General features: G+C 73.0%; 25 protein-coding genes and 1 riboswitch. Of the genes, 4 read left to right on the top strand and 21 right to left on the bottom strand.

Annotation, left to right across the window (positions count from 1 at the left end; all coding sequences use genetic code 11):
• Window positions 1-91: 91 nt before the first annotated feature.
• The gene (locus ACIGCK_RS01240) at window positions 92-652 is read right to left on the bottom strand and encodes an acyl-CoA thioesterase (RefSeq protein ID WP_396663170.1); all 561 of its coding nucleotides are present in this window, start codon (window positions 650-652) and stop codon (window positions 92-94) included.
• A 131-nt stretch (window positions 653-783) separates the two neighbouring features.
• On the opposite strand from ACIGCK_RS01240, the gene ACIGCK_RS01235 reads away from it, so the two are divergent.
• Window positions 784-1290 carry a GNAT family N-acetyltransferase gene (locus ACIGCK_RS01235; protein ID WP_330171021.1) on the top strand — a complete coding sequence of 169 codons (507 nt, stop codon included), beginning with the start codon at window positions 784-786 and terminating at the stop codon, window positions 1288-1290.
• A 19-nt stretch (window positions 1291-1309) separates the two neighbouring features.
• On the opposite strand, the gene ACIGCK_RS01230 is transcribed toward ACIGCK_RS01235, so the two are convergent.
• The 9 genes from ACIGCK_RS01230 to ACIGCK_RS01190 all read right to left on the bottom strand — a co-directional run bounded on the left by ACIGCK_RS01230 (window position 1310) and on the right by ACIGCK_RS01190 (window position 11143).
• Window positions 1310-2179 (bottom strand): hypothetical protein, encoded by an 870-nt coding sequence (locus ACIGCK_RS01230; protein WP_396663168.1) that lies wholly within the window; start codon window positions 2177-2179, stop codon window positions 1310-1312.
• Entirely contained in the window at window positions 2176-2859 is a 684-nt protein-coding gene (locus ACIGCK_RS01225; protein WP_396663166.1) for a response regulator, read from the bottom strand. Before ACIGCK_RS01225 ends, ACIGCK_RS01230 begins: the two co-directional genes overlap by 4 nt.
• The gene (locus ACIGCK_RS01220) at window positions 2847-4181 is read right to left on the bottom strand and encodes a histidine kinase (protein ID WP_396663164.1); all 1335 of its coding nucleotides are present in this window, start codon (window positions 4179-4181) and stop codon (window positions 2847-2849) included. The genes ACIGCK_RS01225 and ACIGCK_RS01220 overlap by 13 nt, the downstream gene beginning before the upstream one ends.
• A gap of 76 nt (window positions 4182-4257) precedes the next feature.
• Entirely contained in the window at window positions 4258-5418 is a 1161-nt protein-coding gene (locus ACIGCK_RS01215) for a cytochrome b/b6 domain-containing protein (protein WP_396663162.1), read from the bottom strand.
• 308 nt (window positions 5419-5726) lie between these two features.
• Entirely contained in the window at window positions 5727-6905 is a 1179-nt protein-coding gene (locus ACIGCK_RS01210; RefSeq protein WP_396663160.1) for a thiolase family protein, read from the bottom strand.
• A gap of 9 nt (window positions 6906-6914) precedes the next feature.
• Window positions 6915-8036: a bifunctional 2-methylcitrate synthase/citrate synthase gene (locus ACIGCK_RS01205; protein ID WP_396663158.1), complete on the bottom strand. Its 1122-nt coding sequence runs from the start codon at window positions 8034-8036 to the stop codon at window positions 6915-6917.
• 37 nt (window positions 8037-8073) lie between these two features.
• Window positions 8074-8976 (bottom strand): methylisocitrate lyase, encoded by a 903-nt coding sequence (gene prpB / locus ACIGCK_RS01200; RefSeq protein ID WP_396663156.1) that lies wholly within the window; start codon window positions 8974-8976, stop codon window positions 8074-8076.
• Complete coding sequence (locus ACIGCK_RS01195; protein WP_396663154.1) at window positions 8976-10502, bottom strand: MmgE/PrpD family protein; 1527 nt, start codon at window positions 10500-10502, stop codon at window positions 8976-8978. The genes prpB and ACIGCK_RS01195 overlap by 1 nt, the downstream gene beginning before the upstream one ends.
• Complete coding sequence (locus tag ACIGCK_RS01190; protein ID WP_396663153.1) at window positions 10499-11143, bottom strand: GntR family transcriptional regulator; 645 nt, start codon at window positions 11141-11143, stop codon at window positions 10499-10501. The genes ACIGCK_RS01195 and ACIGCK_RS01190 overlap by 4 nt, the downstream gene beginning before the upstream one ends.
• Before the next feature lie 133 nt (window positions 11144-11276).
• On the opposite strand from ACIGCK_RS01190, the gene ACIGCK_RS01185 reads away from it, so the two are divergent.
• Both ACIGCK_RS01185 and ACIGCK_RS01180 read left to right on the top strand, forming a co-directional pair.
• Window positions 11277-12206 (top strand): ATP-binding cassette domain-containing protein, encoded by a 930-nt coding sequence (locus tag ACIGCK_RS01185; RefSeq protein WP_396663151.1) that lies wholly within the window; start codon window positions 11277-11279, stop codon window positions 12204-12206.
• Window positions 12203-13822 carry an ABC transporter permease gene (locus ACIGCK_RS01180; protein WP_396663149.1) on the top strand — a complete coding sequence of 540 codons (1620 nt, stop codon included), beginning with the start codon at window positions 12203-12205 and terminating at the stop codon, window positions 13820-13822. The genes ACIGCK_RS01185 and ACIGCK_RS01180 overlap by 4 nt, the downstream gene beginning before the upstream one ends.
• Window positions 13823-13827: 5 nt before the next feature.
• On the opposite strand, the gene ACIGCK_RS01175 is transcribed toward ACIGCK_RS01180, so the two are convergent.
• From ACIGCK_RS01175 to ACIGCK_RS01165, 3 genes are all read right to left on the bottom strand, one after another.
• Complete coding sequence (locus ACIGCK_RS01175; protein WP_396663147.1) at window positions 13828-15780, bottom strand: ABC1 kinase family protein; 1953 nt, start codon at window positions 15778-15780, stop codon at window positions 13828-13830.
• 118 nt (window positions 15781-15898) lie between these two features.
• On the bottom strand, window positions 15899-16912 hold the full coding sequence (locus ACIGCK_RS01170) for an aldo/keto reductase family protein (protein WP_396663145.1): 1014 nt from the start codon (window positions 16910-16912) through the stop codon (window positions 15899-15901).
• 106 nt (window positions 16913-17018) lie between these two features.
• Window positions 17019-17834 carry an aldo/keto reductase gene (locus ACIGCK_RS01165; RefSeq protein WP_396663970.1) on the bottom strand — a complete coding sequence of 272 codons (816 nt, stop codon included), beginning with the start codon at window positions 17832-17834 and terminating at the stop codon, window positions 17019-17021.
• 156 nt (window positions 17835-17990) lie between these two features.
• On the opposite strand from ACIGCK_RS01165, the gene ACIGCK_RS01160 reads away from it, so the two are divergent.
• Entirely contained in the window at window positions 17991-18959 is a 969-nt protein-coding gene (locus tag ACIGCK_RS01160; protein ID WP_396663143.1) for a LysR family transcriptional regulator, read from the top strand.
• On the opposite strand, the gene rlmN is transcribed toward ACIGCK_RS01160, so the two are convergent.
• The 8 genes from rlmN to ACIGCK_RS01120 form a co-directional block, all read right to left on the bottom strand.
• The gene (rlmN, locus tag ACIGCK_RS01155; protein ID WP_396663142.1) at window positions 18911-20146 is read right to left on the bottom strand and encodes a 23S rRNA (adenine(2503)-C(2))-methyltransferase RlmN; all 1236 of its coding nucleotides are present in this window, start codon (window positions 20144-20146) and stop codon (window positions 18911-18913) included. The genes ACIGCK_RS01160 and rlmN overlap by 49 nt on opposite strands.
• A 30-nt stretch (window positions 20147-20176) precedes the next feature.
• Window positions 20177-20671, bottom strand: coding sequence for an NUDIX domain-containing protein (locus ACIGCK_RS01150; protein ID WP_396663140.1), 495 nt, complete (start codon window positions 20669-20671; stop codon window positions 20177-20179).
• A 157-nt stretch (window positions 20672-20828) separates the two neighbouring features.
• Complete coding sequence (locus ACIGCK_RS01145) at window positions 20829-21671, bottom strand: SDR family oxidoreductase (protein WP_396663138.1); 843 nt, start codon at window positions 21669-21671, stop codon at window positions 20829-20831.
• On the bottom strand, window positions 21668-22447 hold the full coding sequence (locus ACIGCK_RS01140; protein WP_396663136.1) for an enoyl-CoA hydratase/isomerase family protein: 780 nt from the start codon (window positions 22445-22447) through the stop codon (window positions 21668-21670). Before ACIGCK_RS01140 ends, ACIGCK_RS01145 begins: the two co-directional genes overlap by 4 nt.
• On the bottom strand, window positions 22444-23205 hold the full coding sequence (locus ACIGCK_RS01135; protein WP_396663134.1) for an SDR family NAD(P)-dependent oxidoreductase: 762 nt from the start codon (window positions 23203-23205) through the stop codon (window positions 22444-22446). The genes ACIGCK_RS01140 and ACIGCK_RS01135 overlap by 4 nt, the downstream gene beginning before the upstream one ends.
• A 124-nt stretch (window positions 23206-23329) precedes the next feature.
• Window positions 23330-24112 carry an energy-coupling factor transporter transmembrane component T family protein gene (locus ACIGCK_RS01130; protein WP_396663969.1) on the bottom strand — a complete coding sequence of 261 codons (783 nt, stop codon included), beginning with the start codon at window positions 24110-24112 and terminating at the stop codon, window positions 23330-23332.
• 38 nt (window positions 24113-24150) lie between these two features.
• The gene (locus ACIGCK_RS01125; RefSeq protein ID WP_396663133.1) at window positions 24151-25629 is read right to left on the bottom strand and encodes an ABC transporter ATP-binding protein; all 1479 of its coding nucleotides are present in this window, start codon (window positions 25627-25629) and stop codon (window positions 24151-24153) included.
• A gap of 1 nt (window position 25630) precedes the next feature.
• The gene (locus tag ACIGCK_RS01120) at window positions 25631-26266 is read right to left on the bottom strand and encodes an ECF transporter S component (protein WP_396663131.1); all 636 of its coding nucleotides are present in this window, start codon (window positions 26264-26266) and stop codon (window positions 25631-25633) included.
• Window positions 26260-26368: riboswitch (TPP riboswitch) on the bottom strand. (Overlaps the previous gene by 7 nt.)
• Window positions 26369-26405: the final 37 nt, after the last annotated feature.

The following is a 26405-nucleotide window of genomic DNA, read 5'->3' as shown; positions in this document are numbered from 1 at the left end:
TCAGCCTATGCGGCGAGGCCGTCGCCGTCCGGGCACGGCGCGGGCGCGGCATCCGTGTCCGGCGTCGGCCGGCGTCGTGGTGCGCGGCGGATCAGTCCCAGATGCTCGGCGCGGGGCGGCGCGTGGAGGGCAGGGCGGATGCCGCGGCCCACTCGTGCACCCACTCGGGCACGTCGGGCAGGCCCTCCGGCCGGCCCACCGCGGCGAAGAGCTCGTCGTGGGAGAGGGTGCCCCCCGAGCGCTTGAGCATGCGGGCGCGGACGATGGCCCGGGCGTACACCTCGCCGTCCACGATCGCGCGGTGCTCCATGTACAGCGCGCGGTCGTCGTGCCCGATGAAGCGGGTCTCGATCGTGAACCGCTGCCACAGCCCGAGCGACTTCCGGAAGGTGACCGTCTCGCTCGAGACCACCGCGTACCACCCGTGCGCGCGCATCGCGTCGGCGAGGCCCGATCGGGTGAGCAGATCCCAGCGGCCGAGATCGAACAGGGAGAGGTAGCGGCCGTTGTTCATGTGCCGCAGCACGTCGATGTCGGTGGGCAGCGTCGTGACCCGGAGGCGCCCGATCGCCGCGGGGTCGACCGGGCCCTCGCGACGCAGCGCCCGGCGGGCGGCGAGGATCACGAGCAGGGTGCGCCAGATCACGTTCACGAGGGGCGATGGTAGTGAGGATCCCCCCGAGCACGCATTCGGTTGTCCGTCTCCGACAAAGAACCGTGCCCGTCCGGGATGCCGGGGGGATCGATTTCCCCCCCTTCCGCGGCCTGTCGTAGAGTCTGGCCATGGAAGCCGAGCTCTCCACCGACGTCGTCGTCCGCCCCGTCCGCGATGTGGACGCCGAAGCCCTCGGTCGCGTGCATGCCACCTGCTGGCACGAGACCTACGACCACCTCGTGAGCAGGGCGGCGCTCGAGAGCGTCTCGGCGCGCCGCATGGCCGAGCTCTGGACCCACTGGATGAACCAGGGCCCGGACTACGTGCAGCACGCCGCCCTCGTCGGCGGCGAGATCGTCGGGTTCGCCGGCGCGGGCCCCGCCCGCGACGAGGACGCCCCGCGCCCGCGGGAGCTCTACTTCATCTACCTGCTCGACGCGTGGCACGGCACCGGCATCGGCCAGAAGCTCTTCGACGCCGTCGTGCCGGAGGGCGAAGGCGTCTATCTCTGGGTCGCCGAGGACAACCCCCGCGCGCACCGGTTCTACGCCCGCAACGGCTTCACCGCGGACGGGGCACGCCACGACGAGCCGTTCCTCGGCGAGACGATCACCGAGGTCCGGCTCGTCCGCTGACCCGCGCCGGCACCGCCGCTCAGTCGGCGCTGCGCAGGATCACCTGACCCGCGCTGACCGTCGCCTCGATCACCCGGGGTGACGCCGCGGCCGTCTCGAGGCGGTTGTCGAGCTCGCCGGCCGAGACCTCGGCTCGCACGTCATAGGCGGCATCCGGCAGGGTGAGCTCGAGCGAGCCGGCGCTCACGTCGATGCCCACGGCATCCGGCGCGTCGCCGCGGAGCACCCCGACGAGCTGGCCCGCCGACACGGCCAGGTCCGCCCGCGAGACGCCGGAGAGGAGCAGGTCCGCGCGCCCCGCGCTCACGTCGGCGTCGACCTCGCGGGCCGACCCCTCGATGCGCATCGCGCCGGCCCCCATCTCCACGGACAGGTCGCCGTAGCGTCCCTGCGCGTCGAGGTCGCCGGCGGAGAGGGAGTACGTCGCGTCCAGCGTCGTCCGCTCCAGTGCGGCGGGGAGCGTGAGGACCGCGTGCCCGCTTCCGCCGAACAGCCAGCCCCCGAAGAGGGCGCGGGGCGAGTCGACGACGAGGGTGCCGGCATCGCGTTCGAGTCCCCACCGGTCGGCTCCGGCTCCGCTCGTGACCTCGAGGACGGCCTCGTCGACGTCGTCGAAGACGAGCTCGAACGAGCCGGCCGACACATCGACGTCGAGTTCGGTGATGCCCGCGGCATCCGCGGTGCGGCTGTCGGTGTGCACTGCGGCGGCGAAGACCGTCGAGAAGACGGCGGCGAGTGCGGCGCCCGCGAGCACGAGGGTGCCGAGCACGATTGTGAGGATCGCGACGACCCGGGCCGCCGGACGCGACATGCGGGGCGGCTCCCCGGAGGGGCCGGGCGGCGGCGGGGTGGCCGGGGCGTTCGGCGGGGGCGTGAGCGTCGTGCTCATCGGGGTGCTCCTGTTCCAGTCTGCGGCGCGTGGCCGCCGTGTTCGAGATGGGCGAGGGCCGCGAGCACCCGCCGGTTTCCGGAGTCGTCCTGCTCGAGCTCGAGCTTGGCGAACACCGAGGTGATGTGCTTCTCGACGCTGCCCTCCGTGATGTGCAGCGTCTGGGCGATCGCCTGGTTGGACCGCCCCTCCGCGACGAGGGAGAGCACGGTCGACTCGCGGTCGGTGAGCCGGCGCATCTTCGCATCGAGCGAGCGGCGGCCCAGCAGCTGGGCGACGACTTCCGGGTCGAACACGGTGGCCCCGCCGCCGATGCGGGCGACGGTCTCGACGAACTCCGCGACATCCGCCACCCGGTCCTTCAGCAGGTATCCGAGCGCGCCGCCCTTGCCCGCGATGAGGTCGCTGGCGTACCGCTCCTCGACGTACTGCGAGAGGACGAGCACGGCGAGGTCGGGGCGCGCGGCCCGCAGGCGCAGCGCGGCACGCACGCCCTCGTCGGTGAAGGTCGGCGGCAGGCGCACGTCGAGGATGCAGAGGTCGGGGGAAGACTCGGCCACCGCCGCGTCGAGACCGGCCGCGTCGGGCAGCGCGGCGACGATCTCGTGCCCCGCGTCCTCGAGCAGGCGGATCAGGCCCTCGCGCAGGAGGACGGAGTCCTCGCAGATCAGGATGCGCACGGGATGCTCACCTCCACCGTCGTCGGTCCGCCGGCGGGGCTGTCCAGACGGAACTGCCCGCCCGCCGCCAGCACGCGATTGGCGATGCCGTCGAGCCCGCCGCCCGGGACGACCCGGGCGCCGCCGATGCCGTTGTCCTCGACGCGGGCCCAGAGTATCCCGCCCTCGCGTTCCCGCACGAGCACACGGCACTCACTGCCCCGCGAGTGCTTCGCGGCGTTGGTGAGCGCCTCCGCGATGCAGAAGTACGCCGCGGCCTCGGCCGTGCGGCTGCAGCGTGCGCCCAGGCGGACATCGAGCGTCACCGGCACGTGCGACCTGGCGGCCAGCGCCGACAGCGCGGCATCCAGTCCCCGGTCGTCGAGCACCGAGGCGTGGATGCCGCGGGCCAGCTGGCGCAGCTCGGTGATGGCCGCCTTCGTCGAGGTGTGCGCCTCGGCGATGAGCTCCTTCGCGGCCGCCGGGTCGGTCTCGACCTTCTGCTGCGCCAGCCCCAGCGTCATCCCCACCGACACCAGTCGCGGCTGGACGCCGTCGTGCAGGTCGCGCTCGATGCGCGTGCGCTCCACCTCGGCGGCGCGCACGGCCCCGGCCCGCTGCACGTTCGACGTGCGCGCCGCCTCGGCGAGCTGCGCCTCCCGGGAGGGGACCATGATCGCGCGGGAGATGACCCCGTGCAGGATGCCGAGGCCCACGAGGGCGGCCGCGCTCACGACCGTGGCGAGCAGGCCGCCCGGGATCGCCCACGCGGCACCGATCTCGATGCCGGTCCCCGCCAGGCGCACGGCGCCGCCTCCCTCGAACAGCGGCGAGAACGCCAGCACGAGTCCCGACACGAGCACGCTCGCCAGCGGGAGCACGATGAGACCGAGCACCGTCGCGATGGCGGAGTTCGCGACGCCCCGCCACATGCCGGGGTCGATGAACTGCAGCCACACCGTGTGGAGGAAGCCGCCGAAGCCGGGCTTGGCGCTGCGGCGCGGTCGCCGGGCGGGAAGCCCGAAGTCGTACAGGCCGTCGACGCGGGCGGTCTCGAGCCACCCGAGTGCGAAGAGCGCATAGACGAAGGCGAGGAGGAAGACGAGGCCGAGACCCAGCACCAGGATGAGGCTCGCGCCGATGCTGAGGAGCGACACCAGGATCGTGAAGACGATCGGGCCGACGATTCCGAGCGCGGCGAGCTGCGCGATCGCGCCGGCGACCCGGAGCGGGCGGAAGATCCCGTCGCGCGCGGGGCGGGCGGCGGGTGCGGGGCCCGGCGCCGCGTCGGCGTGCGGCGGCACGGCCTCGACTCGGGGAGAGGGGGACACGGGAGTGGACATGGCTCCACGCTAGGACGGCCCCCCCGCCCGCGCGCCGGGGTCAGCCGGAGAAGATGGGGAGGGTTATCCCCCGCCCTCACCGTCCCTTGACCGTGCCGAAGAGCTTGGCGATGGGGGCGAGCGCCACCGGGCGGGCCGCGATCCAGCCGGCCACGATGACCGCGGTCGAGGCCACGAAGATCCAGAAGCCCACGGTGTTCACCGCGTCCGTGCCGCCGTACATGTGGTTGAGATTGCGCAGCGCCCCCGTCGCGAGCACGAGCGCGACGTGCACGACGATGAACGCGACGAAGTAGAGCATGACTGGGAAGTGAAGGGCCCGCGCCCACTCGACGGGGTACAGGCGGCTGAGCGTCGCGGCGTTCTTCGGCCACACGCCCGACAGGCGCACACCGGTGACGATGGCCAGCGGCGCCGCGACGAAGACCGTCGTGAAGTAGGCCAGCTGCTGCAGCGAGTTGTAGTTGACCCAGCCGTTCTCGGTCGGCCAGTTCAGCGACGCGTACTGCAGCGCCGCCGAGAGCGCGTTGGGGAAGACCTCCCAGCTCGTCGGGACGATGCGCGCCCAGTGCCCCGTGGCGAAGAGCAGGACGACGAAGACGACCCCGTTCGCGATCCAGAGGATGTCGAGCGCCTGGTGGAACCAGAGGGCGAGGCTGATGCGGCGCTTGCGGTTGCCCCGCGGGGACCAGAAAACCGCCGGACGCTTCTCCGTGCGCACCTGGAGCCCCGTGCGGATGATCAGCGCGATGAGGAAGGTGTTGAAGAAGTGCTGCCACTGCACCCACGCGGGGAAGCCGGGCGCGGTGCCCGCGGGAAGGGGGTACTCCCCCGGGAAGGCGTCGAGGAACGCGCGCACGCCGTCGAGGCTCACGAGGAACCGCGCCGCCGCCACGACCATCCCGGCCGCGAACACGAGCGCGACCCCGCCGAGCAGGAGCCCGATCGCCCACTGCGCGCGGGTCAGGCCGCGCATGCGGACCGGCTCCTCCCGGGGCGCCTTCGTGGGACGGACGGCGGCGGAGCCCGCCCACGCCGTACGGGTGAAGGGGAGCGGCCGATCGAGATCGACCCGGGGTGCCGGCGATGCGTCTCGCGAGTCGTCGCCGGTGGCCGACGGAGCCCCGGGTGCGTCGTCCTCGGGGGACGGGATCGGCTCGGTCGTGGCGGGGAGGGCGGCATCCGGCCATGGCTCGTCGCCGGGCGTGCGCGGCAGGCCGCGTCGCAGATAGGTCACGCCGCCCGGCTCTTCCGCGCCTCGAGCGAGGGCGCACGATCCCCGCACGTATCGGGGACACCCTTGACCGGGACGATGATCCTCATGCCGCTCCTCCGCCCCGACGAGTCTATTCCGGGCCGGCGCACGCGCGCGTCACCCCCGCCCCCGCCCGGATCACGGTGCTCCCCTGTCGCAACCCGCTCCCCGCCGGCTCCCGCGCGCGCGGTTCGTGACAGGCGAGCGCCGGCGGGCGCGGGCGGAGCGCCGGCGGGCGCGGGCGGAGCGCCGGCGGGCGCGGGCGGAGCGCCGGCGGGCGGGGGGCGGCGCTAGAGGCGCTCGATGATCGTCGCGTTCGCGAGCCCGCCGCCCTCGCACATGGTCTGCAGGCCGAAACGGCCGCCGTCGTGCTCGAGGCGCGCCAGGAGCGTGCCGAGCAGGCGCGTGCCCGACGACCCGAGGGCGTGGCCGAGCGCGATCGCGCCTCCCCAGGCGTTGGTGCGCCCGGCATCCGCCCCGAGCTCGCGGAGCCACACCAGCGGCACCGACGCGAACGCCTCGTTCACCTCGAACGCGTCGATGTCGTCGATCGATAGTCCTGCCCGGTCGAGGACGCGCCGGGTCGCGGGGATCGGCCCCGTCAGCATCATGAGCGGGTCGTCGCCGACGACCGCGAAGGCGTGGAAGCGGGCGCGGGGCCGCAGGCCCAGCGCCGCCGCGACGTCCTCCCCCATGATCAGCACGGCGGAGGCACCGTCGGTCAGCGGTGAGGACGATCCGGCCGTGATGCGCCAGTCGAGGTCGGGGAAGCGCTCGGCCATCGCATCGGTGCGGAACGCCGGTCCGAGCGCGCGGAGACCCTCGACGGTCGTCGCGGGGCGGATGGTCTCGTCCGCGGTCACGGGGCCCTCGGGCGCGGGAACGGGGACGATCTGGCCGTCGAAGAGGCCGCGGGCCGCGGCATCCGCCGCCCGGGCGTGGGATGCCGCGGCATACGCATCGAGCTCGTCGCGACCGAGCCCCCAGCGGGCCGCGATCAACTCGGCCGAGACACCCTGGTTCACGAGGCCGTCGGGGTAGCGCCCGCGCATCGCGGGCGAGATCGGCGAACCGCTCGACGTGGACGACCCGAGGGGCACGCGGCTCATCGACTCGACACCGCCCGCGATGACGATGTCGTAGGCGCCCGCCATCACCCCCTGCGCGGCGAAGTGCGCCGCCTGCTGGCTCGATCCGCACTGCCGGTCGATGCTGGTCGCCGGCACCGTCTCGGGAAACCCGGCCGCGAGCACCGCCTGCCGGGCGACGTTCATGCCCTGCTCCCCCACCTGGCTGACGCACCCGAGGATCACGTCGTCGACCCGGTCGGGTTCGAGGCCGTTGCGCTCGAGCAGCGCCCGCAGCGTCAGCGCCGCGAGGTCGACGGGGTGGATGCCGCAGAGCGCGCCCCCGGGCTTGCCGCGCCCCGAGGGGGTGCGCACGGCATCGACGATGACGGCTGATCGCATGCGCCCAGGCTACGCGCCGGGGACCTGGCGCTCGTCGGGTCCGACATATTCCGAGAGCGGCCGGATGAGGGCGTTGGACGCCGCCTGCTCCATGATGTGCGCGGTCCACCCCGTCACCCGCGCCGCGACGAACAGCGGCGTGAACAGCTCCGTGTCGAACCCCATGAGGCGGTAGGCGGGCCCGGAGGGGTAGTCGAGGTTCGGGTGGATGCCCTTGCGCGCGACGAAGTGCGCCTCGAGCGCGTCGTAGAGCGCGGCGAGCTCCTGCGCGCCGTAGTGCTCCACGAGCGTGTCGAGCGCCGCCTTCATCGTGGGCACGCGCGAGTCGCCGCTCTTGTAGACGCGGTGCCCGAAGCCCATGATCTTGCGCTTGGTCGCCAGCGCCTCGTCCAGCCACGCCTCGACCGCGGCGGCCTCGCCGATCTCGTCGAAGATGTGCATGACGGCCTCGTTGGCGCCGCCGTGCAGCGGCCCCTTGAGCGCACCGATCGCACCGACGACCGCGGAGTGCAGGTCGGCCATCGTCGATGTGATGACGCGCGCCGTGAAGGTCGAGGCGTTGAAGGAGTGCTCGGCGTACAGGATCATCGACACGTCGAAGGCCCTGGCGACGACCTCGTGGGGCTCCTCGCCGAAGGTCATCCACAGGAAGTTGCGGGAGTAGTCGAGGTCCTCCCGCGGCTCGATCGGATCCCTTCCCCACCGACGCCGCTGGTCGTGGGCGATCGCGGCGGGCAGCGCCGCGAAGAGGCGCACGCTCTTGCGCAGATCCGCCTCGGGCGAGGAATCGGATGCCTCGGCATCCCGCGCGCCGAGCACCGACACCGCCGTGCGGAGGACGTCCATCGGGTGCGCCGACATGGGGGTCAGGTCGATGGTGGCCTTCACGGCGGGATCGAGCGCACGGTGCGCCCGCTCCTCGGCGCGGAAGGCCCGCAGCTGCTCGGGCGAGGGAAGCTCGCCGTGCCACAGCAGGTGCGCGACCGCCTCGAACGGCTGCGTCGCCGCGAGCTGCTGCACGGGGTACCCGCGGTAGAGCAGGCTGTTCGTCTCGGGATTGACCTTGCTGATGGCCGTCGTGTCGACGACGACCCCCGCGAGGCCTTTTCTGATCTCTGTCGTGTCGGTCATGCCTGCTCCCTTGCTGGGCGATCGGTCCCTCGGAAGCTCAGCGCCCGGGGATGTCGAAGTCGAAGACGTTCTGATCGAACCGGCCGTAGCCGGCGTAGTCGATGAGGTCGTACAGGTCGGCGCGGTGCTGCATCTCCCCCAGCCTGCCCGAGAGGCGGCCCTCGGCCAACAGCTCGTCGAGGCCCCGCTCGGCGGCCCCCATCGCCAGTCGCAGCAGCGACACCGGCCAGATGACGATGTTCACCCCGACATCCCGAAGCTGCTCGACGCCGAAGAGCTCGCTCTTGCCGAACTCGGTCATGTTCGCCAGCATCGGCACGTCGATCGCGGCGCGCATCGCGGCGAACTCCTCGAGCGAGCGCATCGCCTCGGGGAAGATCGCGTCGGCCCCGGCATCCACGAGCGCGCGGGCGCGGTCGATCGCGGCGTCGAGGCCGTCGACGGAGCGGACGTCCGTGCGCGCCATGACGAGCAGGTTCGGGTCGCGCCGGGCCTCGACGGCCGCGCGCACCCGCTTCAGTGCCGTCGCCTCGTCGACGACCGCCTTCCCGTCGAGGTGGCCGCAGCGCTTGGGGTTGACCTGGTCCTCGATGTGGAGGCCGGCGAGGCCCGCGTCCTCGATCGTCTGCACGGTGCGCGCGACGTTCATCGGCTCGCCGAACCCCGTGTCGGCGTCGATGAGGGCGGGCAGCTCGGTCATCGCGGCGATCTGCTGGCCGCGCGCGGCGACCTCCGTCAGCGTCGTGAGACCGATGTCGGGCAACCCGAGATCGGCCGACAGCACGGCGCCCGAGACGTAGACCCCCTCGAATCCCTTCCGCTCGATCAGCCGCGCGGAGAGCGGATTGAACGCGCCGGGGAGGCGAAGGAGCTCGCCCGATGCGAGGCGCTCCCGGAAGAGGCGTCGCTTCTCGGATGCCGGGGTCTGCGCGTACAGCATCAGAACAGCCCCTTCGGCGCCGGCGCCCCCGCCAGGACCCCGGGTCTGGCCGTGATCGTCAGGCGGGCGAGCTCCTCCGCCGACAGCTCCGGAAGCCGCTCCGCGAGGGCGAGGAATCGCTCGATCTCCCGCGGCTCCAGCACGGGCTCCGCGAGGAGGCGGAACTTGGCGATGTAGTCGGCCCTCGCGAACGGACGGGCGCCGAGCGGGTGAGCGTCCGCCACCGCGATCTCGTCCTCGATCACCGAGCCGTCGGTCAGGGTGATGACCACCCGTCCGCCGAACGCCTTCTCCGCGGGGTCGCTCGAGTGGTAGCGGCGGGTCCATTCCCCGTCCTCCGCCGTCGTGATCTTGTGCCAGAGCGCGACGGTGTCGGGGCGGCCCGCCCGCTCGGGGGTGTAGGAGTCGACGTGATGCCACCCGCCGTCCTGCAGCGCGACGGCGAAGATGTACGGGATCGAGTGGTCGAGCGTCTCGCGGGATGCCGCCGGGTCGTACTTCTGCGGGTCGTTCGCGCCCGAGCCGATCACGTAGTGGGTGTGGTGCGAGGTGTGCAGCACGATCGACGCGACGTTCTCGGCGTCGATCGCCGCGGGCGCCGAGGCGTGCAGCCTCCGGGCCAGATCGATCCACGCCTGCGCCTGATACTCGGCGGAGTGCTCCTTCGTGTAGGAGTCGAGGATCGCGCGCTTGGTCTCGCCGGGCCCCGGCAGGGGCACCTCGTAGGCGGCGCCGGGTCCGTCCAGCATCCAGGCGATCACGCCGTCCTCGCCCTCGTAGATGGGCGAGGGCGACGTCTCGCCGCGCATCGCCCGATCGACGGCCTCGACCGCCATCTTGCCCGCGAAGGCGGGCGCGTGCGCCTTCCACGACGAGATCTCGCCCTTGCGCGACTGCCGCGTCGCGGTGGTGGTGTGCAGGGCCTGCCCGACGGCCTGGTAGACCGTCTCGGTCGGAAGGCCCAGCAGGGTTCCGATCCCGGCCGCGGCGGACGGGCCGAGGTGTGCGACGTGGTCGATCTTGTGCTTGTGCAGGCAGATGGCGCGCACCAGGTCGATCTGGATCTCGTAGCCGGTGGCAAGCGCCCGCACGAGCGCCCGGCCGTCGGCGCCGACATGCTGCGCGACCGCGAGGATCGGGGGGATGTTGTCGCCGGGGTGCGAGTAGTCGGCGGCGAGGAAGGTGTCGTGGTAGTCGAGCTCGCGCACGGCGACCCCGTTCGCCCACGCCGCCCACTCGGGCGAGGTGCGCCGGCCGGGATCGACTCCGAACACGCTCGCCCCGCGCCCCCCGATCGAGACGGGGTGATCCAGTGCCTGCGACCTGGCGGCGGACACCGGCGCGCGCGTGAGCGAGGCCGCCGCGACCGCCGCGTTGTCGATGACGCGGTTGATGATCATGTCGACGACGTCGGCGTCGACATCGACCGGGTCGGTCGCGACCTCGGCGATGCGCCACGCCAGCTGTCCTTCCCGCGCGAGGTTCTCGTCGCTGCGGTGCACGCGGAGGTGGTGGGTGATCGTCATGGGGTTCCTCCCGGAAGCGAATCGAGGATGCTGTCGAGCGCGTTGTGCAGGTGCACGTGCGTGGCGTGGGCCGCCAGGTCGGCGTCGCGGTCGGCGAGCGCGCGGGCGATGAGCCGATGCTCGCCGACGGATGCCGCGAGCCGGTCGGGTTTGTCCCGAGCGAGCCGTCTCACCCGCACGAGATGGGTCCGCACGGTGCGCAGCGCCTGGGTCATGTAGTCGTTGCCGACGGCGGCGTCCACGGCCGCGTCGAAACGCGCGATCACGCCGTAGTACGCATCCCGCCCGGGATCTCCGTGCAGCGCTCGGCCGGCATCGGCGAACTCGCGCTCGAGGGCGGCGAACGCCGCCGCGTCCCCGCGCACCGCGGCGATCCGGGCGGCGCTCTCCTCGAGGGCGCGGCGCAGCTCGAACAGGGCGCGGATGTCGGCGGCGTCGATGTCGGCGACGACCGTCACGCGCGGCGACTGCTGCACCACCAGCCCGTCGGCGACGAGCCGCCCCAGGGCCGCGCGCAGCGGCGTGCGGCTCACCCCGAGCCGCGCGGACTGCTCCACCTCGCCGAGCACCGCCCCGGCGGGGAGGGCGCCGCTCTGGATCTCCTCGAGCAGGGTCGCGTACGCACGATCGCTCTGCCGCACGGCATCCCCTCTCCGATTCGGTTTATGTATACATAAGTCAACCACAGGTCCGCCAGCGCCGCCTCGAATCCACATTGCGCATACAGGAGCAGTGCTCTTCCCTCCGCCGGGCGGCGGGCGTAGCGTGCCGTCCATGCCACCTGTCATCCTCACCCGCGGGCTCGAGAAGCGCTACGGGCGCACGCGCGCCCTCGACGGGCTCGACCTCGACGTCTCCGCCGGCGAGATCCACGGCTTCCTCGGGCCCAACGGCGCGGGCAAGTCGACGACGATCCGCATCCTCCTCGGCCTCGCGCGCGCATCCGGCGGCACGGCATCCGTGTTCGGAGCCGACCCGTGGCGCGCGGCGGTCTCGCTGCACCGCCGGATCGCGTACGTGCCGGGCGACGTGAGCCTCTGGCCGAACCTCAGCGGAGGCGAGGCGATCGACCTCCTCGCGCGGCTGCGCGGCGTGCCCCGCAACGACCCCGCCTACGCGGCGGAGAGAACCCGTCTGATCGACGAGTTCGCACTCGACCCCCGCAAGAAGGGCCGCGCCTACTCGAAGGGCAACCGCCAGAAGGTCGCCCTCATCGCCGCCTTCGCGGTGCCCGCCGAGCTGTACATCCTCGACGAGCCCACCAGCGGACTCGATCCCCTGATGTCGGTGCTCTTCCACCGCGAGGCCGAGCGGGTGCGGGCGCGAGGGGCCACCGTGCTGCTGTCGAGCCACATGCTCTCCGAGGTCGAGCATCTGTGCGACCGCGTCAGCATCATCCGCGCGGGCCGTGTCGTCGAGTCCGGCACGCTCGACGAGCTTCGTCACCTCACCCGCACACAGGTGTCGTTCGCCGACTCGGGGGCGGATGCCTCGGCCTTCGCCCGCATCGCCGGCGTGCACGACATGGGCGCCGCGCAGGGCCGCATCGTGCTCTCCGTCGACAGCGACCGGGTCGCGCACCTGCTGCCGGATCTGGCTCGCCACGACGTGCGCGGGCTGCGCGTCGAACCCCCCTCCCTCGAGGAGCTGTTCCTCCGGCACTACGGCGACGACCTCGGCCCGGGCCCGGAGGCGGCACGGTGACGGGGGCCGCCGCGCTGCTGCGTCAGCGCCTGCGGCGCGACGGCCTGCAGCTCGTGCTGTGGGTCGGCGGGGTCGCCGCGCTGACCTTCGGCACGTTCGCCGGGGTCGCCGACACCTTCGGAACGGAGCAGGAGCGGGCGGCGCTCGTGGCCGTGGCCCTCGCGAACCCCGTCATCCTGGTCTTCCGCGGTCTGCCCTCGGGCACGGGCGAGGGCGCGTTCCTGATCTTCCTGTCCCTGCCGTTCCTCGTGCTGCTCGTCGCGCTGATGTCCGCGTTCCTCGCCGTGCGGCACACGCGCGGCGACGAGGAGGTGGGACGCACCGAGCTCGTCGGATCCACCCCCGCGGGGCGCTGGGCGCCGTTCTGGGCCACCGTCGCCCACGGGGCGATCGCGAACGTCGCCGCCGGAGCCGCGGCGGCGGCGGCCCTGATCGCCGCCGGGCAGGATGCCGCGGGTTCCGCTCTGGCGGGCGCCGCGATCGCCGGAGCCGGAACGGTCTTCCTGGGGGTCGGACTCCTGGCCGCACAGCTCGTGCGCTCGGCGCGGGCGGCCAACTCGATCTCCGTCGGCGTGATCGTCGGCTCGTTCGTGGTCGCCGGGGTGGGCAACGCCGTCGGCACGCCGAGCGACGACCTCACACGCATGGAGAGCTCGTGGCTCGCGTGGCTCTCGCCGTTCGCGTGGGCCGAGAACACGCGGCCCTTGAGCGACGACGACCCGGGGCCGCTCCTGCTGAGCACGGCGGTCGCCGCCCTGCTCGTCGGTGCCGCAGCGCTCGTGCAGGCGCGGCGCGACGTCGGCGAGGGCGCACTGGCCGAGCGCGCGGGTCGTGCCCGCGCGGGTCGCGTGCTGTCGTCGATGCCGGGGCTCGTCTGGCGGCTGAGCGCGGGCTCCATCCTCGCCTGGGCGGTCGGCGCGGCCGTGGTGGGCGCGCTGTCCGCGACACTCGGCAGCCTCGTGGCGCAGGTGGGCACCGACAACCCGCAGATCGCCGCGATCCTCGAGCGGCTCGCCGCCGAGGGGTCGATCGACCAGGGGGTGCTCGTCACCTTCTTCGTCATGGTCGGGGTTCTCGCGGCGTGCTTCGGCGTGCAGACGATCATGCGCGCACGGCAGGAGGAGGTGCACGGCACCGCGGAGTCGACCCTCGCGACCCCCGTGGCGCGGGCCGCCTGGCTCCGCGCCTTCCTCTCCGTCGCGGGCGCGGGCATCCTCCTCGTCTGCGCGGCGGCGGTCGGCGGCGCGTGCCTCGCCCTCGCGATCACGGGGGGCTCTTCGAGCCTGGCCTCCGACGCCCTCGTGACGGGGGCGGGGCAGGCGGTGGCGGCGAGCGTCTTCGTCGCCGCCGCCGCGCTGGTGTTCGTCATCGTGCCCCGCGCGACGATCCTCCTCGGCTGGGGGATCGTCGTCGCGGCCGCGGCGCTGGCCCTGTTCGGGACGATCTTCGGGCTGCCGACCGAGGTCGTCGCGATCTCTCCGTTCGCCGCGACGCCCGTCCCGGGGCCCGACGACGTCGACCCCAACGGCCTGTGGTGGATGCTGCCCTCCGCCGCCGCGGGGGCCGCGGCATCCCTCGCCCTCATGCGCCGGCGCGAGCTCGCCGCGGGCGGCTGACCGCGTCAGCGCCGACGCAGCGCCCCGCGCAGCGCCCGCAGCAACAGCAGCAACCCGCCGAGGCCCATGACGCTGCCGAGGAACCCGAAGGCGGGCACGTCGCCCGTGAGCCTGGGGCCGCCGTCGTCGACCGTGAGCAGGATGCCGGAGATCACGAGCGTCACGCCCACGATCGTGGACGACACCCGCCCCACGATCGAATCGACCCATGCGCGCTCCTCGCCTCCCTCGAACGCGCGCAGCCGCACCGAGAACGTGCCGTCCTCGATCGACCGGGTGACCGACTCGACGCGACGCGGCATCCGCCTCGCCTGCTCGAGCATGAGGGCCGACCAGGTCTGGGCCGTGAGCGCGGCGCTGCGCGGCGAGAGGAGCGACAGCGCGACGCGCGGGGCGACCTCCAGGGCCCGCGAGACCATGTCGTAGCCCGGGACGAGCTTGCGAAGCGTCCCCTCGAGGGACGCGAGGGTGCGGAACACCAGCAGCAGCGACGGCGGCAGCGCCATCCGATTGCGCCGGAGCACGTCCAGCAGCAGCCGGAAGACGTTCTCGTCGGCGCGGGCGCTGCGCAGGCGGGTGAGGATGACGCCGATGTCGCGCTGCAGCGCGGCCACGTCCCCGCCGTCCGCGGGCGGGCCGCACATCAGCAGGGCCACGTCGGTCACCGCGACATCGTCCTCGTTCGCCATCGCGATGAGCATCGGCAGCAGCAACCGGCGCATGCTGGCCTCGAGCACGCCGACGGCGCCGAAGTCGATCAGGGTCACCGTGCCGTCCTCCCCGAGAATGAGGTTCCCGGGGTGGAGGTCGGCGTGGAAGACGCCGCGCACGGCGATCTGGTCGACGATCGCGTCCAGGAGCGCGTCGGCGATGCGAGCCGCGTCCTCGGGCGCGAGCGCCGCGTCGCCGAGGCGGCTGAACGGCGTGCCGACCACCCGCTCCTGCACCAGCAGCTGCGGCGTCGAGTAGTCGCCGTACACGGTCGGGACCCGGAGGAGGTGCGTGCCGGACGCGGCGATCGCCGCCCGCAGCATGTCGGTGTTGGCCGCCTCGATGCGGTAGTCGAGCTCCTCGCGCAGCGCCCGGGAGAACTCGTTCGCGAGGGCCAGGGCGCCGTAGTCCTTCGCCCAGTCGGTGCGACGCTCGGCCTCGGCGGCGAGGCGCTCGAGGATGTCGAGGTCGGTCGTGACCTGCGCCCGCGCCCGGGGCCGCTGGATCTTGACCACGACCTCCTCGCCGCCGGCGAGCCGTGCGGTGTGCACCTGGGCGACGGATGCCGCGGCCAGCGGAACGGGGTCGATGCGCTCGAACACCTCCTCGATCGGGCGATGCAGCTGTGCCTGGATGGCGGCGCGCGCCTCGTCCCACGGGATCGGGGTGGAGTCCATCTGGAGAGTCGAGAACGCCTCGATGAGGCGGGGCGGGAGCACGTCCTCGCGGGAGGAGAGCACCTGCCCCAGCTTGACGAACGTGACACCGGCGTCGTTCATCGCCGAGACGAGCGCGCGGGGCAGCTCGTCCTCGCCGCCGCGGCGCCGGCTCTCGTAGAAGCCGAGCCCGTGCCGCGACCCGATCGCCAGGATCTGCGCGTAGCGCCTGGCCCGGTCGCGACGGCGGATGGCGTCGCGGATGACCCGCAGCGGGTTCGGCATGCGCCGCGAGGGCGAGAGGAACTCCAGCGTGAGCATGACGACCACGACGACGACGAACATCCAGCCGACCGTCAGGGCGAGGAAGGCGATCGCGATGCCGTCGTCGACGACGACGCGTCCGTCCGAGACGACGTCCGCCTCGGTGAGCGACCATTCCGCGACGGGCCAGGCGACGAGGAAGACCACGAGCGAGACGAGGAGTGCGCGCAGCCACCCGACCGCGACATCCAGCAGCAGGCGCACGGCCCAGGCCGAGACGACGGCGAAGGCGGTCGCGGCGAGCGAGACGATGACCCAGTGCGGCATGCGCCGATTCTGTCAGGCGGGCGCGCCGGCGCCGGCGTCACACACGCCACGCACCCCCGCTCGCCGTCCGGGACGGATGGCGAGCGGGGGCGCGTGGGGGGCGGGAAGCCGTCTCGTGTCAGACCAGACGGGCCTTCGGGGAGGTCTCGTACGTCGCCTCGGGGTCGTCCTCGACGACCCCGGAGAGCGCGGTGTCGATCGCCGCGAGGGTGTCGGCATCGAGCGTCACGCCCGACGCCTTCACCGTGTCGGCCAGCTGCTCGGGCCGCGACGCGCCGACGAGGGCCGCCGCGACGTTCGGGTTCTGCAGCACCCACGCGATCGCCAGCTGCGGCATCGTGAGGCCCGCCTCCTGCGCGATCGGCTTCAGCTTCTGCACCGCGGTCAGCACCTCGTCGCGCAGCAGGCGCTTGATGAAATCGGCGCCGCTCTTCTCGTCGGTCGCGCGCGATCCGGCGGGTAGCGGCTGACCGGGCAGGTACTTGCCCGAGAGCACGCCCTGCGCCATCGGCGACCAGACGATCTGCGAGATCCCGAGCTCCTCCGACGCGGGAACGACCTTGCCCTCGATCGCACGCCAGAGCATCGAGTACTGCGGCTGGTTCGAGATCAGCTGGATGCCGAGGTCCTTCGCCAGGGCGTGACCCTCGCGAAGCTGCTCGGCCGTCCACTCCGAGACGCCGATGTAGAGCACCTTGCCCTGACGCACGAGGTCGGCGAAGGCCTGGAAGGTCTCCTCCAGCGGCGTCTCGTAGTCGAAGCGGTGCGCCTGGTAAAGGTCGATGTAGTCGGTGCCGAGGCGGGTGAGCGACCCGTTCACCGAGTCCATGATGTGCTTGCGCGAGAGGCCGGTGTCATTCGGGCCCATCGGGCCGGTCGGGAAGTAGACCTTCGTGAAGATCTCGAGCGACTCGCGGCGCTGCCCCTTGAGCGCCTCGCCCAGCACGACCTCCGCGCCGGTGTTGGCGTACGTGTCGGCCGTGTCGAACGTCGTGATCCCGGCATCGAGCGCCGCGTGGACCGTGGCGATGGCGGCCTCGTTCTCGACCTGCGAGGCGTGCGTCACCCAGTTGCCGTAGGTGATCTCCGAGACCTTGAATCCGGAGTTGCCGAGGTAGCGGTAGTTGACCATGTGTCTTCCTGTCCTGTCTGTGTCGACGCGGGTCGGGGTACACGGTGTCCCGCGGCGCGGAACCGCTCGTAGCCCTACGAGCGGGTGGAGGGGATGCGGCGGACGCTCACGCTTCCGTGTCGCTCGACAGCGCGGCGATCTCGTCCGCCGTCAGCTCGAGCTCGGCCGCCAGCACGGAGTCCTGGATGCTCGCGGGCCGCGAGGCGCCGGGGATCGGGATGACGGTCGGTGCGAGCGCGAGCTCCCACGCGAGCGCGATCTGCTGGGGACTGACCCCGCGCTCGTCCGCCACGCGCTGGAACGCATCGTGGTTCTCGCCCACGGCGCTCGCGCGCGAGATGCCTCCCAGGGGCGACCAGGGAAGGAAGGCGATGCCGAGCGAGGCGCAGTGCTCGAGCTCGGGCAGACTCGAGCGGAACGCCGGCGAGAACTGGTTCTGCACCGAGACGAGCCGGCCGCCCAGCACCTCGCGGGCCTCGTCGATCTGGGCGACGTCGGCGTTCGAGATGCCCGCCATGCGGATGACGCCCGCATCGAGCAGCTCGCGCAGCGCGCCGACCGACTCGGCGTAGGGCACCTCCGGGTCGGGGCGGTGGAACTGGTAGAGCCCGATCGCCTCGACCCCGAGGCGGGATGCCGAGGCCTTCGCGGCCTCGACGATGTACTCGGGGCGGCCGTTGAGGGTCCACGATCCGTCGCCCGGTCGCAGGTGTCCGCCCTTGGTGGCGACGAGGACGCCCGACGTGTCGCCGCCGTAGCTGCGCAGCGCCCGGGCGATGAGCTCCTCGTTGTGGCCGACCTCGTCCGCGTCGCGATGGTAGGCGTCCGCCGTGTCGATGAGTGTCACGCCCGCGTCGAGCGCGGCGTGGATGGTGGCGATCGATCGCTCCTCGTCGGGCCGGCCCTCGATCGACATCGGCATTCCGCCGAGCCCGATGGCGCTGACCGAGACGTCTGCGATTCTTCTCTGCTGCACAGCACTTCCTTACGTCGTCGACTGTTGCGTCTCCACGCTAGGAGGGCCCATCCTAGAAGTCCAACAACTGTGTGTTCTTCCATTCAGAAGTAGAGGCGATAAATGGACCTGCGGCAGATGGAGTACCTCGTGACGCTCGCCGAGGAACAGCAGTTCACCCGGGCCGCGGCCCTGTGCGGCGTGTCCCAGTCCGGCCTGTCGGCGGCGATCCGCAGCCTCGAGGAGGAGTTCGGCACGAGCCTGTTCACCCGCACCACGAGGCGCGTCGTCGCGACGGACGCCGGGCGCGCGCTGCTGCCCTTCGCGCGCGAGATGCTCGCGCAGGCGGCGGCGGGCCGCGACGCCGTCGTGCGCGCGACGCGGCAGCTCTCCGGGCGCCTGCGGGTGGGCGCCGAGCAGTGCCTCGGGGTCGTCGATGTGCCTCCCCTGCTCGAGCGCTTCCACCGGCGATACCCGCTGGTCGACATCCATTTCGTCCAGGCGGGCTCGCACGAGCTCGCCGCGCAGGTGCGCGGGGGAGACCTCGACGTCGCCTTCGTGGCGACGACCGACCACCTCGCGTCGATGAGCCCCGCCGAGCTGGGGCGGCGCCAGCTCGTGCTCCTCGTCCCGCCGTCCGACCCGCTCGCCGGGTCCGCGCGCGTGGAGTGGGCGCAGCTGCGCGAGCGCGACTTCATCGACTTCCGGGAATCGTGGGGGGTGCGCACGCTCACCGACGCCGCCTTCGCCGCCCACGGCATCCCCCGACGCGTCCCCTGCACGGTCGACGACATCCACACGCTGCTGGACCTCATCCACCGGGGCCTCGGGATCGCGCTCGTGCCGCAGCACGTCGCCGCGAAGCCGCAGGCGTCGGGCCTGGTCACCGTGGCGCTGCCCCCCGACGAGACGCCCGTCTGGATCGTCTCCGCGATCGCCTCGACGACGGCGGAGCCGGCGGCGCTGCGCCTGCTCGAGATCCTCGACCTCGACGCCCAGGCGTGCGGCGTCGCCTGCGAGGAGCAGGAGGCGGATGCCGAGGCTCAGGCGCCCGCAGCGGCCCTCTCGTCGTCGGCCGTCGCGACCAGCTGACCGCACGCGCCGTCGATCTCCTTGCCGCGCGTGTCGCGTAGGGTGGTCGGGATGCCGGCGGCGTTGAGCCGGCGCACGAACTCGTTCTGCACGTCGCGGTCCGACGCGGTCCAGATCGACCCGGGGGTCGGGTTCAGCGGGATCGGGTTGACGTGCACCCAGCCGCGGCCCCGCGCGTTGAGCTTCTCCGCGAGCAGGTCGGCGCGCCAGCCGTGGTCGTTCATGTCCTTGATGAGGGCGTACTCGATCGAGACGCGGCGGCCCGTGCGCTCGAAGTAGCCGCGCGCGGCATCCAGCGCCTCGTCGACCTTCCAGCGCGAGTTGACCGGGATCAGCTCGTCTCGAAGCGTGTCGTCGGGGGCGTGCAGCGAGAGCGCGAACGTGACGGGAATGTCCTCGTTCGCAAGCTTCGTGATCGCCGGCACGAGACCCACCGTCGAGACGGTGATGCCGCGGGCGCTCATGCCGAGCCCCTCGGGCTGCTTCGCGACCATGACCCGCACGGCCTGCATGACCCGCGCGTAGTTCGCGAGTGGCTCGCCCATGCCCATGAAGACGATGTTCGACACGCGCTCGAGCGAATGGTCGGTGCTCTTCTTCCCGCCCAGCTCCCCCGCGGCGATGACGGCGTTCGCGCGGACGATCTGGTCGACGATCTCGGCCGCCGACATGTTGCGCGTGAGCCCCGCCTGGCCCGTCGCGCAGAACGGGCAGTTCATGCCGCACCCGGCCTGGCTCGACACGCACAGCGTGATGCGGCCCGGGTAGCGCATGAGCACGGATTCCACGAGCGCGCCGTCGTGCAGCTTCCACAGGAACTTGATGGTGTCGCCGCCGTCGGTCTGCAGCCGGCGCACCTCGGTCAGCAGCGGCGGGAGCAGACCCCCCACGAGCTCCTCGCGGCCCGCGGCCGGCAGGTCCGTCATGGCGGCGGGGTCCGAGGTGTAGCGCGAGAAGTAGTGCGCCGCGATCTGCTTGGCCCGGTAGCCGGGCAGCCCGAGCTCGGTCGCCTTCGCCACCCGCTCGGCGGGCGTCATGTCCGCCAGGTGCACGGGGGGCTTGCCGCGCTTGGGAGACGCGAACTGCAGCAGGGGCCGGCCTTCGGCATCCTTCTTCTGCGACCACCCCTCCGTCGCGGGGCGCACCTGACGCGGTCTCGTCGTGCGCACGGGAGGGGTCTCGGTCATGGTTACCAGGGTAGCCGCGCGACCCGGGCGTCAGGGGGTCGAGGCCGCGGCCAGCAGCCGTTCGAGCGCCTCGAGCGCCGGCCGCTGTCCCTTCACGAGCAAGTCCGTCGCCTCCCGGGCATCGACCCAGCGCGCGTCGTCGACCTCGGGGAAGGACCCGGTGCGGCCGGAGCGCGGCGGCCACTCCATCTCGAACTCGCCGAAGGCGAGCCCTTCAGGGTCGAAGCCGGAGCCGTCGGCGACGAACACGACGACACGCTTGCCGGATGAGTACGCGAACGTCCCGAGCTCGGCGTACGCCGTGGCCGGGGCGTCGACACCCAGCTCCTCCGCGAACTCGCGCCGCGCGGCATCCAGCGCAGGCTCGGCGTCGGGGTCGTATTCGCCCTTGGGGATGCTCCAGGCGCCCTGCTTCTTCCGCTCCCAGTAGGGGCCGCCCATGTGCGCGATGAAGACCTCGAGGGCCTCCGACCGACCGGGCTCCGCGAAGCGATACAGCAGGATTCCCGCGCTCATCGTCGGCATTCGGCGATGGTATCCGCCGCACGCACGACAACACTCCGGAGACATCCCGCCCCGCGCACCGGGCCGGCCCGTCTTTTCGCGGCAGGCGCGCGCCGCGACCTGCGTTCCTCCGGAATGTTGTCGCGGTGAGCAGCCGCACGCACGGCCGGCGGGGTCGTCAGTCCAGGAAGATGTCGGGGTAGAGCCGCTCGTCGGGGGTGCCCGGAACCGCCGCGTACCGCGCGAGGTCGGTGACGCCGGCCTCGGCGAGCACGTCCTCGACGATGAGCTGCCGCCCCGTGGCGGAGCCCGCCGGTCGCGTGATGACCTCGTACGCGGCGTCGGCGTAGATCTGGGGCGTGCGGCTGGCCGCCATGACGCGGTCGCCGCCGAGGAGGTTCTGCACGGCGGCGGTCGCGATCGTCGTGCGGGGCCAGATGGTGTTGGCGGCGATGCCGTCGCCCGCGAACTCGGCCGCGAGCCCCAGCGTGACCATCGTCATCCCGAACTTCGCGAGCGAGTACCCCGTGTGCGCGCCGAGCCACCGCGGGGTGGGGTTCAGGGGCGGGGAGAGGGAGAGGATGTGAGGGTTCTCGCTCTCGCGCAGGATCGGCACGGCGGCCCGACTGAGCATGAACGTGCCGCGTACGTTGACGTCCTGCATGAGGTCGTACTTCTTCGCCGAGAGCTCCAGCGAGCCCGACAGGTCGATCACGCTCGCGTTGTTCACGACGACGTCGATGCCGCCGAACTCCCCCTGCGTCATCAGCACGGCCTGCGTGATGTCGTCGTCGTCGCGCACGTCGCCCACGATCGGCAGGGCGTTGCCCCCCGCGGCGCGGATCTGCTCGGCCGCCGAGTGCACCGTGCCCTCGAGCTTCGGATGAGGCGCGTCGGTCTTCGCCAGCAACGCGATGTTGGCGCCGTCTGCGGCGGCGCGCAGCGCGATCGCGAGGCCGATGCCGCGACTGCCCCCCGACATGAGGATGGTGCGGCCGGCCAGGGGGGCGGAGTCGGTCATCGAGGATCCTTCCGTGCGGATGCCGCGGCGAACGCCGCGATGCGTGCGGCCGCCTCGGGGGTGTCGAAGGCCGCGCCGATCGTGCGGGCCTCCTCGTCGAGCTGGCCCGCGAACGAGCGCGTGGGCCGGGAACGGATGAGACGCTTCGCCTGCCCGTACGCCGCGGTCGCGCCCTCGAGCCACGAGCGTGCGACCGCCTCGGCGCGCGCGGCGACCCCGTCGGGCGGCGAGACCTCGGCGACGAGCCCCCACGCGAGCGCCTCGTCGGCCGACAGCATCCGATCGCTGAGCACCAGCTGCAGGGCGCGGCGCTCGCCCACGGCGCGCGCGAGCTGCGCCGAGACCGACAGGTCGGGCGTGAGGCCGACGCCGGCGTACCGGCTGCCGATCCTCGAGTCGGCGGCTGCCACGGCATAGTCGCTCGCGAGCAGGATGCCGAGGCCCCCGCCCGCCGTCGTGCCGTGCGCCGCCGCGACGACCGGCACCGACGACTCCACGAGCGCCCGGATGCCGCGGTGGATGACGTGGGCCAGCGCCGCGATGCCCTCGCCCGATCCCACCGTGCTCGACATCGCCACGACGTCGCCGCCGGCGCAGAAGGCGGGGCCCGCGGCATCCACGAGGATCGCGCCGACGTCGTCGGAGGACGTCGCCTCGACCGTGGCGCGCTCCCACGCGTGGGCCATCTCCTCGTCGAACGCATTGAGCCGCGCGGGCCGGTTCAGGGTGATGCGCGCGAGGCCGTCTGCGATCGCGAGGCGGATCGTCTCGCTCATCGCGGGGCCATCCGGATCGCGCCGTCGAGGCGGATCGTCTCGCCGTTGAGGTAGACGTTCGAGACGATGTGCTGCACGAGGGCGGCGTACTCGTCGGGCCGGCCGAGCCTCGGGGGGAAGGGCACCTGTCCGCCGAGGGACTCCTGCGCCGCCTGCGGCAGGCCCTTCAGCATCGGCGTCTCCATGATGCCCGGCGCGATCGTGACGACGCGGATGCCGTGGCGGGCGAGCTCACGCGCGATCGGCAGCGTCATCGCGTGCACGCCGCCCTTGCTCGCCGCGTATGCCGGCTGTCCGATCTGGCCGTCGAATGCGGCGACGCTCGCTGTGCTGACGATGACGCCGCGCTCCCCGTCGGGGCTCGCCTCGTTGCCCGCCATGGCGGCGGAGGCCTGTGCGATGACGTTGTAGGTGCCGACGAGGTTGATGCGCACGACCCGCTCGAAGTCGGCGAGTGGGCCCGGGTTCCCGTCGCGGTCCAGCACCTTCGCGGGCGGCGCGATCCCGGCGCAGTTCACGACGACGCGCAGGGGCGCGAGGGCGGATGCCTCGGCGACCGCGGCGCGCACCTGCTCCTCGTTCGTGACGTCGGCCGGCGCGAAGACCCCGCCGAGCTCCGCGGCGACATCGTCTCCGGCGGCGCCGGGCAGGTCGAGGATCGTGACGACGTAGCCGTCGGCGGCGAGGCGCCTCGCGGTCGCGAGCCCGAGCCCGCTGGCGCCGCCCGTGACGAGCGCGCCGGATCTGCCTTCGTGCATCGGTTCTCCTTCGAACGAACTCGCCGCGGGCTCCCGCCCGGCATCCTGTTCCAGGGTACGCGGAACCGGGTCCCATGCGCACGGACGGCGAGCGGGACGACGGCCCCGCGTGGTCGCCGCCCCGTCAGACTCCGAGCACGAATCTCCAGGAACCCGTGGCGACGGCCGTCGTGATCGCGATCGCCGAGATCGCGGCACCCGCGATCACGAGTCCCGTGTCGGCGGCGCCCCAGCGGGACTCGCGCGCGAACGTCCGCGCTCCGTCGGCACCGAAGCCCCGCGCCTCCATCGCCGTGGCGAGCTTCGTGCCGCGCCGGATGGCCAGCACGAAGAGCGCGAACACCATGCCGAGCAGGCGGCGCACCCGCCCCTCGTCCGCGACGCCGCGGGCCCGGCGGGCGAGGGTCAGCGCCCGCCAGTCGTCGGCGAGGAGCCCCAGCAGCCGCATCCCGGCGAGCGCGCCGAGCACGAACCGAGCGGGGAGCCGCACGATCTGCGCGAGACCGTCGGCGAGGTCGGTGGGGTCGACCGTGATGAAGAGCACGACGCCGGGCAGGGCGATCGCGAGCACGCGGAAGAACGTCGCCAGCGCCAGATCGAGCGATCCGTCGCTGATCCTCACGACGAACCATTCCGCGTAGACGGTTCCGGCGGGCGAGCCGTAGAGGGCGATCGTCACGGCCGTCAGCGGCGCCGCGACCCAAATCGGGAGGGTGCGCACCCAGAACTCACGCCACCGCACGCCCGAGAACACGAGCAGGATGCTCGAGAGCGCGAGCGAGACGGCGGCCGAGACCCAGTCGATCGTGAGGACGAGCGGCAGCGCGATCAGCAGCGCCGCCGCGAGCTTGGCCACGGGATTGCGCGCCGCCAGCACGCCGGCCCCGCGCGGGGCCGGGGCCTGCAGCGGCCCGGCGGAGGCAGGCGGCGAATCGGCGCGGGCGCTCACGCCGCCGCCTCCCGGTCCGGCGCGGGAAGGGCGAGCCGCCGCGCGCGCAGCGCCTGCAGAACGTGCTCGTCGTGCGTGACGGCCACGATCCCCGCCCCCTCATCGCGCAGCCGCGCGATGAGGGCCACGAGCTCGGCCCACGTCACGGCATCCTGCCCGAAGGTCGGCTCGTCGAGCACGAGCACGCGGGGGCGGGTCGCGAGCATCGCACCGACCGTCAGGCGCCGTTTCTCACCACCCGAGAGCGTGTAGGGGTTCGCCTCCGCCAGCGTCTCCAGGCGCAGGCGTGCCAGCAGCTCGTCGACACGGGTCCGCACCTCCCCCTCGGGCAGGCGCAGTGCGCGGGGGCCGACCTCGAGCTCGGTCCGCACGCTCGTGCGCAGCAGCTGGTGCTCGGGATCCTGCAGCACCGTGCCGATGCGGGTGAGCAGGCCCCGCGCGGGCCACGAGACGGGCGCCGCACCGAGGCCCCCGGCAAGCGACGCGGATGCCGCGACCTCGCCGCGCTCGGGCGGCAGCAGACCCGCGAGGGTGAGGCCCAGGGTCGACTTGCCGGCTCCGTTCGGCCCGGTCACGCCCAGCACCTCGCCCGCCCGCACGTCGATCGAGAGCGGGCCGGCGACCGGGCGGCCGCGCTGGCGTCCCACGCGCACGTCGTGCCCGGAGAGCAGCACCTCCCCCGGCTCGGCCGCGGGCGGCGCGGGGTGCCGCGGGGGGACATCCGGAACCCACACGCCTCCCGCGGCGAGGGCGGGCCCGTGCGCGCCCAGGACCGCATCGGGCGAGCCGTCGGCGATGACCCCCTCCCGCCCCAGCACGATCACGCGGCCGACGAGCGGAAGCCACGCGTCGATCCGATGCTCGACCACGACGAGCGTCGCCGCGCTGCGCTCCAGGGAGCGGGCCACGGCATCCCTCACCTCGGCGACCCCCGCGGGGTCGAGGTTGGCCGTCGGCTCATCGAGCAGCAGCAGGCCCGGCCGCATCGCGAGCGCCCCCGCGAGCGCGAGCCGCTGCTTCTGCCCGCCCGAGAGCGCCGACGTGGATCGATCCAGCGGCACGTCGAGACCCACGGCATCCAGCGCCTCGCCGACCCGCGTCCAGATCTCGGGACGCGGCACGCCGAGGTTCTCGCAGCCGAACGCGACATCGTCGCCGACCCTCGCGAGGATCGCCTGGCTGTCCGGGTCCTGCAGCACCATCCCGGCGCGGCCGCGCGCGTGCGCGGCGGGGACGCCGTCGAGGGTCAGCGACCCGGTCGTGTCGCCCTCGTCGTCGCCGCCGAGCACGCCCGCGAGCGCGTGCAGGAGGGTCGACTTCCCCGCGCCCGACGCCCCGAGCAGCAGCACCCGCTCCCCGGGCTCGATGCGCAGATCGATCCCGGAGAGCGCCCATGCGTTCCGCGAGGCGTAGCGCCACCCCCAGCCCGCCGCCGTCACGGCGACGGGGCGGGGCGGGGCGGGTGCTGCGCCCACGTCAGACGCGGCGGGTCACCTCGCGGCCCGACGCGAACCGGTTCAGGGCCCCCGTCGCCGCGAGGCCCCGGGCGATCAGCCACGATCCGAGTCCCGCGATCACCGCGCCCGAGATCGTCGTCGCGAGGATGTAGACGATCGTGAACGTCGCGTCGGCACCCGCGTACCAGAGGAGGCGGTCGTTGATGCCGCACGCGAGGCCCGCGCCGGCGCCGGCGAGCATCGCCACCGGGAGGCGCCAGACGGCGTAGGCGAAGAGGAGGAAGACGATCTCGGCGCCGAGGCCCTGCACGAGCCCCGACACGATCGTCAGCGGCCCCCACTGGTTGCCGACGAGCGCCGAGATGACGGCGGCGAGCAGCTCGGTGTACAGCGCGGCGCCGGGCTTTCGCACGATGAGGGCGCCGAGCACGCCCGCGACGAGCCAGGGGCCCGCGAGCAGTCCCTGCAGGCCCGGCAGCAGCGGCGAGAGCAGCTCGCTCGGCCCGAGGTACGCGACATTCCACACGAGGAACAGCGCCGCGCACGCGACGGCGATGACACTGGCGACGACGATGTCGACGACGCGCCACCGCCAGACGATCCCCGCGAATCCGCGGGGGCGAGACGGGGCGGATGAAGACGTGGACGTGCTCAAGATGTTCTCCTTCCTGCGCTGGCATGACCCAGATCAGGTTCGACGGTCGAAGCGTGGACGCTTCCTCTCAGCCCGGCACACCGGACTCCCGTGGTTGACAGGGGCGAGTATAGCCCCACGCCCCGTTGTACGTTAGGCC

The organism is Microbacterium sp. NPDC078428 (genome assembly GCF_044542535.1).
GTDB classification, from domain to species: domain Bacteria; phylum Actinomycetota; class Actinomycetes; order Actinomycetales; family Microbacteriaceae; genus Microbacterium; species Microbacterium limosum.
The sequence above is the reverse complement of the archived record's forward strand: the minus strand, read 5'-3'. Positions and strand labels throughout refer to the sequence as shown.